At 60.9% G+C, this 8,946-nt stretch carries 9 protein-coding genes and 1 tRNA gene; 4 read left to right on the forward strand and 6 right to left on the reverse strand.

Features of this window, described 5'->3' with window-relative positions:
* Nucleotides 1-15: 15 nt before the first annotated feature.
* Nucleotides 16-1,233: an LL-diaminopimelate aminotransferase gene (locus NKJ06_RS17625; RefSeq protein WP_352628052.1), complete on the reverse strand. Its 1,218-nt coding sequence runs from the start codon at nt 1,231-1,233 to the stop codon at nt 16-18.
* 60 nt (nt 1,234-1,293) lie between these two features.
* Complete coding sequence (locus NKJ06_RS17630) at nt 1,294-1,686, reverse strand: hypothetical protein (protein WP_352628051.1); 393 nt, start codon at nt 1,684-1,686, stop codon at nt 1,294-1,296.
* A gap of 98 nt (nt 1,687-1,784) precedes the next feature.
* Here NKJ06_RS17630 and phaC point away from each other — a divergent pair, with 98 nt between their 5' ends.
* From phaC to NKJ06_RS17650, 4 genes are all read left to right on the forward strand, one after another.
* Entirely contained in the window at nt 1,785-3,620 is a 1,836-nt protein-coding gene (gene phaC / locus NKJ06_RS17635; RefSeq protein WP_352628050.1) for a class I poly(R)-hydroxyalkanoic acid synthase, read from the forward strand.
* A 215-nt stretch (nt 3,621-3,835) separates the two neighbouring features.
* Nucleotides 3,836-5,086, forward strand: coding sequence for a YcbK family protein (locus tag NKJ06_RS17640; RefSeq protein WP_352628049.1), 1,251 nt, complete (start codon nt 3,836-3,838; stop codon nt 5,084-5,086).
* A 69-nt stretch (nt 5,087-5,155) separates the two neighbouring features.
* Nucleotides 5,156-5,374 carry a hypothetical protein gene (locus NKJ06_RS17645; protein ID WP_352628048.1) on the forward strand — a complete coding sequence of 73 codons (219 nt, stop codon included), beginning with the start codon at nt 5,156-5,158 and terminating at the stop codon, nt 5,372-5,374.
* A 2-nt stretch (nt 5,375-5,376) separates the two neighbouring features.
* Nucleotides 5,377-5,451 (forward strand) — tRNA-Glu (locus tag NKJ06_RS17650).
* Nucleotides 5,452-5,722: 271 nt separating this feature from the next.
* Here NKJ06_RS17650 and NKJ06_RS17655 read toward each other — a convergent pair.
* The 4 genes from NKJ06_RS17655 to NKJ06_RS17670 form a co-directional block, all read right to left on the reverse strand.
* Nucleotides 5,723-6,025 (reverse strand): DUF1330 domain-containing protein, encoded by a 303-nt coding sequence (locus NKJ06_RS17655; RefSeq protein WP_352628047.1) that lies wholly within the window; start codon nt 6,023-6,025, stop codon nt 5,723-5,725.
* A gap of 497 nt (nt 6,026-6,522) precedes the next feature.
* Nucleotides 6,523-6,927, reverse strand: a complete 405-nt coding sequence (locus NKJ06_RS17660; protein ID WP_352628046.1) for a TadE/TadG family type IV pilus assembly protein — start codon at nt 6,925-6,927, stop codon at nt 6,523-6,525.
* Nucleotides 6,917-7,342: a TadE/TadG family type IV pilus assembly protein gene (locus tag NKJ06_RS17665; protein WP_352628045.1), complete on the reverse strand. Its 426-nt coding sequence runs from the start codon at nt 7,340-7,342 to the stop codon at nt 6,917-6,919. Before NKJ06_RS17665 ends, NKJ06_RS17660 begins: the two co-directional genes overlap by 11 nt.
* Nucleotides 7,343-7,361: 19 nt before the next feature.
* Complete coding sequence (locus tag NKJ06_RS17670) at nt 7,362-8,588, reverse strand: pilus assembly protein TadG-related protein (RefSeq protein ID WP_352628044.1); 1,227 nt, start codon at nt 8,586-8,588, stop codon at nt 7,362-7,364.
* Between the last annotated feature and the right edge of the window lie 358 nt (nt 8,589-8,946).

Below are 8,946 nucleotides of genomic sequence, written 5' to 3' on the forward strand. Positions count from 1 at the left end.
TTGTCTGCGGCAAGCTTACCGATGAGCGGAGAGCGGCACGACATTGTTGGGCTGCTTGGCGCTGGTCGCCAGGAAGCGCTTGATGTTGCGCGCCGCCTGGCGGATCCGGTGCTCGTTCTCGACCAGCGCAATGCGTACGTGATCGTCGCCATGTTCGCCGAAGCCGACACCTGGCGCCACCGCCACGTCGGCATGTTCGATGAGCAGCTTGGAGAATTCAAGCGAGCCGAGATGCCGGAACGGCTCCGGAATCGGTGCCCAGGCGAACATCGATGCCGCCGGTGCCGGAATGGTCCAGCCGGCGCGGCCGAAGGCATCGACCATCACGTCGCGGCGCTTGTGGTAGATGTCGCGCACTTCGGCGATGTCGGCGCCGTCGCCGTTGAGCGCGTGTGCCGCCGCCACCTGGATCGGCGTGAAGGCGCCGTAGTCGAGATAGGATTTCACCCTGGTCAGCGCCGAGATCAGCCTCTCGTTGCCGACCGCAAAACCCATGCGCCAGCCCGGCATGGAAAAGGTCTTCGACATTGAGGTGAATTCGACGCAGACGTCGATCGCGCCCGGCACCTGCAGCACCGAAGGCGGCGGATTGCCATCGAAATAAATCTCCGAATAGGCAAGATCGGACAGGATGATGATGTCGTTCTTCTTCGCGAACGCCACCACATCCTTATAGAAATCGAGCGAAGCGACCAGCGCCGTCGGGTTCGATGGATAGTTGAGGATCAGCGCCAGCGGCTTCGGGATCGAATGCTTGACACCGCGCTCGAGCGCCGGGATGAAGCCGTCGTCGGGCTCCACCTGCAACGAGCGGATGACGCCGCCCGACATGATGAAGCCGAAGGCATGGATCGGATAGGTCGGGTTCGGGCACAGGATTACGTCGCCCGGCGCGGTGATCGCCTGCGCCATATTGGCGAAGCCCTCCTTCGAGCCGAGCGTGGCCACCACTTGCGTGTCGGGGTTGAGCTTCACACCGAAGCGGCGGGCATAGTAGCTGGCCTGGGCCCGGCGCAGGCCAGGAATGCCTCGTGACGAGGAATAGCGGTGCGTACGCGGATCGCGCACGACCTCGCACAGTTTGTCGACGATGGCCTTGGGCGTCGGCAGGTCCGGATTGCCCATGCCGAGGTCGATGATGTCGGCGCCGCGCGAACGGGCGCTGGCCTTGAGCCGGTTGACCTGCTCGAAGACGTAAGGCGGAAGCCGGCGAACCTTGTGAAATTCTTCCATGGCAGTTCCAGACAGCAAAGGGGGCCCAGATATCTAAGGTATTGGGCGCGCGCTATATACTTATTTGCAGGTAGGGTCGAGGGCGGGGTCGCATTTGGCTTCGATCTGCTTCAGCGTTTCGTCACCGTGCTTCTTGGCCAGATCCGTAAGCGCCGCCTGATTGGCGACCTGCGGACCGCCGCCTTTTGCCGCCTGCGAATTCTCATCGGCCTTCAATTGGGCAAGCTTGGCGTTCTTCTCGGCTTCGGTGAACTGCGGCGCCGCCACTTGCGGCTTGATGTTGAGGTTCGGAAAAGTACCGGTATCCTTCGGTCCCGCATCCACGGCAATCGGCGTCGGGCCGCTGGTGTTGGTGCTCGAACACCCGGCAATCCCCATGAGGACGATCGCCGCACCGATGCGGCAAAAACGTCCGGCGCCGAAAAAAACAGTCTCGCCAATATTAATCGTCATATTGTTTCCTTGGCAGCCGAGCTAGAGCGAGATTGGACCCGGTCGGATGTCCCATGTTAATATGTCAAGAAAAGGCCTCGGGAGGAACCCCGCCAACCATGTCCAAAACACCCGATTCGGGCAAAGCGGAAGATGACGAGCCTTCGACCGTCGAGCAATATCTGGTGAAGGACCCGGAACGCTTCGCCCTGAACATGGCGCGCATGATCGAGCAGGCCGGCAAGGCCGCTTCCGCCTGGGCCGAGCCGCGCGAAAAAGGCGAGGTGCGCGATCACGTCGCCGAGCCGGTCGTCGACATGGTGAAGACCTTTTCCAAGCTCAGCGAATACTGGCTGTCCGATCCGCAGCGCGCGCTGGAAGCGCAGACGCGGTTGTTCTCCGGCTACATGACTGTCTGGGCCAACGCCATTCAGCGCACCAGCAACGCCGCGGAAGAAACCGAAGACGCCGTCAAGCCGGAGCGCGGCGACAAGCGCTTCCTCGACCCGGAATGGGGCCGCAACGCCTTCTTCGATTTCCTCAAGCAGGCCTATCTCGTCACCTCGCGCTGGGCGGTCGACCTGGTCGAGCACGCCGAAGGTCTGGACGAGCACACCCGCCACAAGGCCGGTTTCTACGTCAAGCAGGTGTCCAACGCCATCTCGCCGTCGAATTTCATCCTGACCAATCCGGAACTGTTTCGCGAAACCATCGCCTCGAACGGCGAGAACCTGGTGCGCGGCATGAAGATGCTGGCCGAGGACATCGCCGCCGGCAAAGGCGACCTGAAGCTGCGCCAAGCCGACTACTCACCCTTCGAGATCGGCAGGAACATCGCCACCACTCCCGGCAAGGTGGTTGGCCGCAGCGATGTCGCCGAGATCATCCAGTACGATCCGGCGACCGAGACGGTGCTCAAGCGACCGCTGCTGATTTGCCCGCCATGGATCAACAAATTCTACATCCTCGATCTGAACCCGCAGAAATCCTTCATCCGCTGGGCGATCGAACAGGGCCATACCGTCTTCGTCATCTCCTGGATCAACCCGGACGAGCGCCACGGCACCAAGGGCTGGGAGGCCTACATCCGCGAGGGACTGCAATATGGCCTCGACACCGTCGAGAAGGCCACTGGCGAACGCGACGTCAATGCGATCGGCTATTGCGTCGGCGGTACGCTTCTGGCGGCGGCACTGGCGCTGATGGCGCGCGAGGGCGACGACCGCATCAAGTCGGCGACCTTCTTCACCACGCAGGTCGACTTCACCCATGCCGGCGACCTGAAAGTCTTCGTCGACGAAGAGCAGGTCGCGGCGGTGGAAAAGTCGATGAGCGAAAAAGGCTATCTCGACGGCACCAAGATGGCGACCGCCTTCAACATGCTGCGGTCCGGCGACCTGATCTGGCCCTATGTCGTCAACAACTACATGCGCGGCAAGGATCCCCTGCCCTTCGACCTGCTCTACTGGAATGCCGATTCGACCCGCATGGGCGCGGCCAATCACTCCTTCTACCTGCGCAACTGCTATCTCGAGAACAACCTCTCGCAAGGCATGATGGAACTGGCGGGTCACACGATTTCGCTCGGAGACATCACCATCCCGGTCTACAACCTCGCCTCCAAGGAAGATCACATCGCGCCGGCACTTTCGGTGTTCCTCGGCTCGAAATATTTCGGCGGCAAGGTCGAGTACGTCATGGCGGGTTCGGGCCATATCGCAGGCGTCGTCAATCCGCCGGCATCCAACAAGTACCAGTACTGGACCGGGGGGGCACCGACGGGCGACTTCGGCCAGTGGATAGCCAAGGCCACCGACCATCCAGGGTCCTGGTGGCCGCACTGGCAAGACTGGATAGAGGCAAAGGACAACACCCGTGTGCCTGCCCGCAAACCCGGCAAGCATATGAAAACCTTGGGGGATGCTCCCGGTACCTATGTGAAGGTGCGTGTGTAACGGACTGTAATGTCTGGTGAGTTGACGCACCGGTAAAAGCGGGCGAAATGGTGTCGTCAACCATCAAGCAGCCGTAATTCGGCAATCACCGCAAAAATACTTTCAGGCTTGCGGATTTGACACAGGTCTCGTTTCCGGATCGGAGACAAAGGTCACCTTGACGCGGCGTATCGGTGCTGCACCAAGGACATACCGACCGGGCATCGAGGGGGAATTTGGCTTTGAAATCAGCAGGATGGAGCCTCGCAAAGGGAGAACGTCGCGCCATCGTGGCAGCGCTGTGCTCCTTACTTCTGGCCTCCTGCACTTCGGCCGGTGACCCGACAATGTCGGTTGGAATGCCCGGCTACAACGCCACTGCATCGGACATAAATGCCGCCTCAGGCGCTGCGCCGACCACCGTCGCCGATTCGTCTGAGGTCACGACCGAGCAGACGACCGTGATGACGGCGAGCGATACGGCGCTCCCCGAGAAGGTCGCCTATGTCCCGATTGCCAAGCCCCCAGCCGCCTTTCCGCTGACCACGCCGGCCGGCGCCGAGACGATTGTCGGACAAACGCCTCAGTCCTTGCAGCAGCAGGCACAGACAGCGCTGCAGAGCGACGCGGTCGCCGAAAAGATCGCTGCCGCCGATGCCGGCGTGAACACGCCGAAGCCGACAGCCGCACCTGCAATGAACAATCCGGTCTATGTGACGGCTGGCGAGATGCCGCAAGCCGACGCACCGAAGAAGAGAGGCTTCCTAGCCTCGATGTTTGGCGCCACACCTGCCTCGGCGACATCCGCACCCCTCATCAACACCCGGTCGGGCGAGCAGCCAGCAGTTCAGGCGAAACCGGCACCAGCAGCGGCAAAGCCGATCATAACGCTCGCCTCCGCCAATTCCGCGGAAAAGCCGGTGCAACTGGCTTCGACCGGTGGCGACACCGGCCACATCACCGGCAGCGACGCCCTGCCCGGCGTGCGCCAGACAGCCCTGTTCGAAATCAAGCGCAAGTCCGGCCTCGACGACGAAAGCGACGTCGACCTCAACGAGGACGAGGGGCCAATCGGCGGCTCCTATCAGGTTGCATCCGCCGCAGGCATGGCCAGGCTGGCGCCCAACGGGCTGCTCAAGCAGAACGAGAGCGTCGATGTGGCCTGCTTGAAGCCGTCGCTGGTCCGCGTGCTGAAGACGATCGAAGGCCACTACGGTCGCAAGATGACGGTGACGTCAGGCTATCGCGACCCAGCCCGCAACCGCCGCGCCAACGGCGCCAAGAATTCGCTGCACATGTATTGCGCCGCCGCCGACATCCAGGTCCCCGGTGTTTCGAAATGGGATCTGGCGAGCTACATCAGAACCATGCCCGGTCGCGGCGGTGTCGGCACTTACTGCCACACAGAATCGGTTCACGTCGATGTCGGCCCCGAGCGCGACTGGAACTGGCGTTGCCGTCGGCGCAGCGGCGGTGGCGACGGCTAGCGGCGCGGACGGTCCGAGGCCTGTTAGCAGCCAAGATCGTTCCGTTGGACCATTCTAAGACATTCGGGATTGGCCGAATCTTTCCCAATTTCGTCATCTCAGAGCGAGGCAGAAGTGAAGCGATTTGCTCCGCCCGTGGATGACGAAGCGATGGGCATCACCGCTGATCATCGAAGCCTGCCAACCCTCGCGAAATCGCTGATTTGGCAGGCTCGAAAAAAGTTGTCCAAGGTGGCACCTGACGGGTTGCCGGTTGCGCGCAACGCCAGTATAAGCCGCTTCGTCTGAGCGCGCCCATCGTCTAGCGGTTAGGACACCGCCCTTTCACGGCGGTAACAGGGGTTCGATTCCCCTTGGGCGTACCAGATACTCAAGCACTTGGTGGAAAACCAACCTCCTTTGACCAATTTCGTTGGCCATGTCGCGGCCCGATCTTCCGCGATCACCCCATAGGCTAACGCGGTCACACAGTTCACAATACTACTACAAGTGGTCGATTCCTCAGGGATGTAGCCGCTCCAAAAGCCCGCCACAGGTCGCTCCCGTGGCGGGTTTTTCAGCGACATGGCACGGCCAAAGCATCCTTGGCTTCAAGTTCTAAGAGAAAGGTCGGGAGAAGTGGCAGCGCCACCACGGTCAGGCAGTGGGTGTTGCGATCCCCTCAAGCGCAATGATCCTGGTGCTGGCGCAACGCTTGCGAATTTCGATAAGGCGGGCGTATTCCGGTGAATTGTACCAGCCCATCAATGACGCCATATCGGGGAATTCGATGATAACCAAACGGTGGGGCTGCCAATCACCTTCCAAAACCTTGGTCGCACCGCCACGACCCAGGTATCGCCCACCGTAACGCGCTTCGGTGGCAGGCACATCCCGCCGGTATTCCTCGAACACGGCAGCGTCTTTTATGTCTACATCCGCGATCAGATAGGCGGCCATCTGTGCCCACTCCTTCCCGACAGCGGCCGAACGGGCGCCCGCCGGTTAAGGCTGCTCCCCTTCAACGCTTCAACTTGGCGTCCTCCAACGCAAAGTCAAAAGCCAGTTACAATCCACGGATTCGAGTTGTATCCGAGGCGCGGCTCTGCCTTTGCGCCGCTGTCTTCCGGTTTGGCAGTTCCGGTCATACTGCAGTCCAGATTTGGAACGGGCTTCTTGCTTGCGGGGTTGGTGGAACACAAGGCGGCGGCGTCACTGACTGCCACCTTCTTCTCCTTCGCAACAGCGACACCGGTTGCAGCGAGCACGATAGCCGCACAAAATATAGCCACTCTCATTGGAACCCCCACAGTGCACACTCCGAGAAATACCCGACATGACGTAGCGTCAGATTTATATTAGCATTAATGAATATATAAGATAGCCCTATGTCGTCGAAAGCCGGCCGGAGTGCCAGGCTTGCGTCACTTGACCGTCAAAAGCCCGGACTCCAGAGCCTAACTCCCGACCAGCGGCACAGTAACGGTTGTCGCGTAGTTGACCGGGAAGTTGCTGAAGTAAGGGAAGTCGATGACGAAGGCATAGGTGGCGGTCAGATGCGCCATGCGGAAGCCACCGCTCGCCGGATCGATAGCGATCGTGACGTTCACACCCTTAAAACCCAGGACCTGCAGTTTCTGCGTGGCGATCGATTGGATGTCGGCCTGGGTCAGCGTGCTCTTAAGCTGCAGCGAGCGTGATGATGTCTCCAACACATAGCGAACGCTGGACACGGAATGCATCGACCAGCCGAAGGCGAAGATCCCGAACAGCAGCATGACGAGGAAAGGCGCGATCAGCGCGAACTCCAACCCGGCCCCGCCCGATCGATCCCGCCTGAACGCGCTTGCCCTAGCGGACACGGATCATCTCCTGATGGCCGATGATACTGGAACCGGAAAAGGCACCGAAGGCGATGGGCGGCACCCAGGTGGCCGATGCCTGGATCTGGACATAGATCGATGGCACCTTCGGCCCACTGCACATGATGGAAGCGTCGACCACGGTCGTCCCGCACATGTATATCCGGCTGAGTGTGACCTGGCCGTCCTCCGGCCGATTCTCCCAGCTCGCAATGGCAACGGCCTTGGTCACCGCGTCATCGGTCGATCCGCTCATGACCAGATTAGCGGCGGTCTTCACGCCGGCGCGCATCGACAGCGAACTCGTCACGTAGGACCAGCCGTCCAGAATACCAAGCAGCACCAGGCATAGGATGGGCAGGACCAGCGCGAACTCGACCGCCGCAACGCCCGCTTCATCGCCAAGGATCGGCATCGATCGGCGCTCCACGAAGCTACTCGGCCAGTGCAACGGACCGCGCGGCTGGAATGTTGGGCACTCCGAGGCTCGAGCAATCCTGATTGATGGTTGAGTTACCGGACCATTGGATCGTATTGGCCACGACCCGGGTGCAGCCGCCATTGCCCGAGAAATTGCCAAGATAGTTTACTTGCTGTTTGGGAAAGTAGATGGCTCCGGTCAGCAGCGAGTCCGCTGTGCCGTTGAATGTGCTGGATGCGCTGATACCGGTCCTGTCGCCGTAGAACAGAACGCCTGAATAAGTCCCCGAAGCCGGCGCGCTGAGCTGCACGGAGGCATTGCCATTCATGCTGACCGTCGAACTGCCCGACATGAAGATGGTCACCCCGCTGCCGGTGATGGCCGCGTTGGCATTTATCTTGAAATTGCCCTGGACGACATAAACGCCCGGCGAGAGCGTGACATTGCCCTTTAGGTTCATGCCGCCGCAATAGGTGCCTGGACTGAGCGTCGCCTTGTTGGCGTTCTGGCAAGGAGTTGAGGATGTCGGAGCTGGCAACCCGGCAAATGGATCGGCGGCAGGCAGTGTCTGGGTGATCGGAGCCGCGCAAACGGTCGTGACGGGGTTGCTGAGGGAGACGCCGCCCGCCGATAGCAGACAATCAGCCTGGAGGCCCGCCGAGCCTTGAAGCTTGATGGCATCCGAGGCGATCGAGTTGGACATGACGGAGCAGCCGATGAGCTTCACGGTGGTGCTGCCGGAAAACAGCACCGCCTGCGAAGCGGATGGATCGAGCGCGAGCATGCAGGCCGAGGAGGCGTCGGTGATGAGGGCCACCGCCCTCGCCTGTTCGGGAACCTGGGCCTGCGTGAAGATCAAGGTGAACATCCGGTCGAGCTTCTGGCCGACGATCACCTCGACCGCTTTCTTCGCCGTATTCGGTCCGGACGCCGGCGGCGTATTGACGATGATCGTGCCCGAACCCAGCCCGTTCGTCGCTGCCGACTGGGTCGCGGCCGCGACGATGGTCGGCTTGTCGGAACCCGAGATCTGTTCAAGCGCGCCGGCATAAGCGGCGGCATCGGCCGTCGCCTGCAATCTCAGGCTGTTGTAGTACCAATAGGAGGTCTCGACACCGAAGCCTGCTGCGCCGACAACAATCGGCAAGGTCAGGGCGAAGATCGTCGCAACATTTGCGCCCGTGCCCCGGCATATACCGTCCGCCATAAGCCGAATTCGGGTGAGGCAACTGAAGGTCATGACATAGATTAGAAAGCACGCATATGTGAATGAATGGCTAAAAAGTTCAGTTCATTTTCGGTCAGCGCTCTATTGTCCTCCAAAAGAAGGGGTTCGTTGGCTGATCGGCGGGCATGGAAGGCAGCAAGACGACCAAAAGGCCCGCATCCCACGCGGACGAAAGCCGGCTATAGTTTACCGTTGGCTAACAGTGCGAATTGCGGAGATGGCGGCAAGTGACCCGCTATGGTGCAGGTTCGGCCGGCTCGCGTTACAACAGGACTTATGCGCGGCAGTTGTGTGCGTCAAGTTCTGCAAAAATGGCGTGGCATCGCGGTGACGTCGGGGTGTCCGTCGCGCAGCCCCCGTGTTTAGCGGA

The sequence above is a fragment of the Mesorhizobium sp. M0293 genome (assembly GCF_040321735.1).
Taxonomy (GTDB): domain Bacteria; phylum Pseudomonadota; class Alphaproteobacteria; order Rhizobiales; family Rhizobiaceae; genus Mesorhizobium.

Coding starts and splice junctions, on each gene's coding strand:
- NKJ06_RS17625 (WP_352628052.1), bottom strand. CDS start 1,233: ATGGAAGAATTTCACAAGGTTCGCCGGCTTCCGCCTTACGTCTTCGAG.
- NKJ06_RS17630 (WP_352628051.1), bottom strand. CDS start 1,686: ATGACGATTAATATTGGCGAGACTGTTTTTTTCGGCGCCGGACGTTTT.
- phaC (WP_352628050.1), top strand. CDS start 1,785: ATGTCCAAAACACCCGATTCGGGCAAAGCGGAAGATGACGAGCCTTCG.
- NKJ06_RS17655 (WP_352628047.1), bottom strand. CDS start 6,025: ATGGCCGCCTATCTGATCGCGGATGTAGACATAAAAGACGCTGCCGTG.
- NKJ06_RS17665 (WP_352628045.1), bottom strand. CDS start 7,342: ATGCCGATCCTTGGCGATGAAGCGGGCGTTGCGGCGGTCGAGTTCGCG.
- NKJ06_RS17670 (WP_352628044.1), bottom strand. CDS start 8,588: ATGACCTTCAGTTGCCTCACCCGAATTCGGCTTATGGCGGACGGTATA.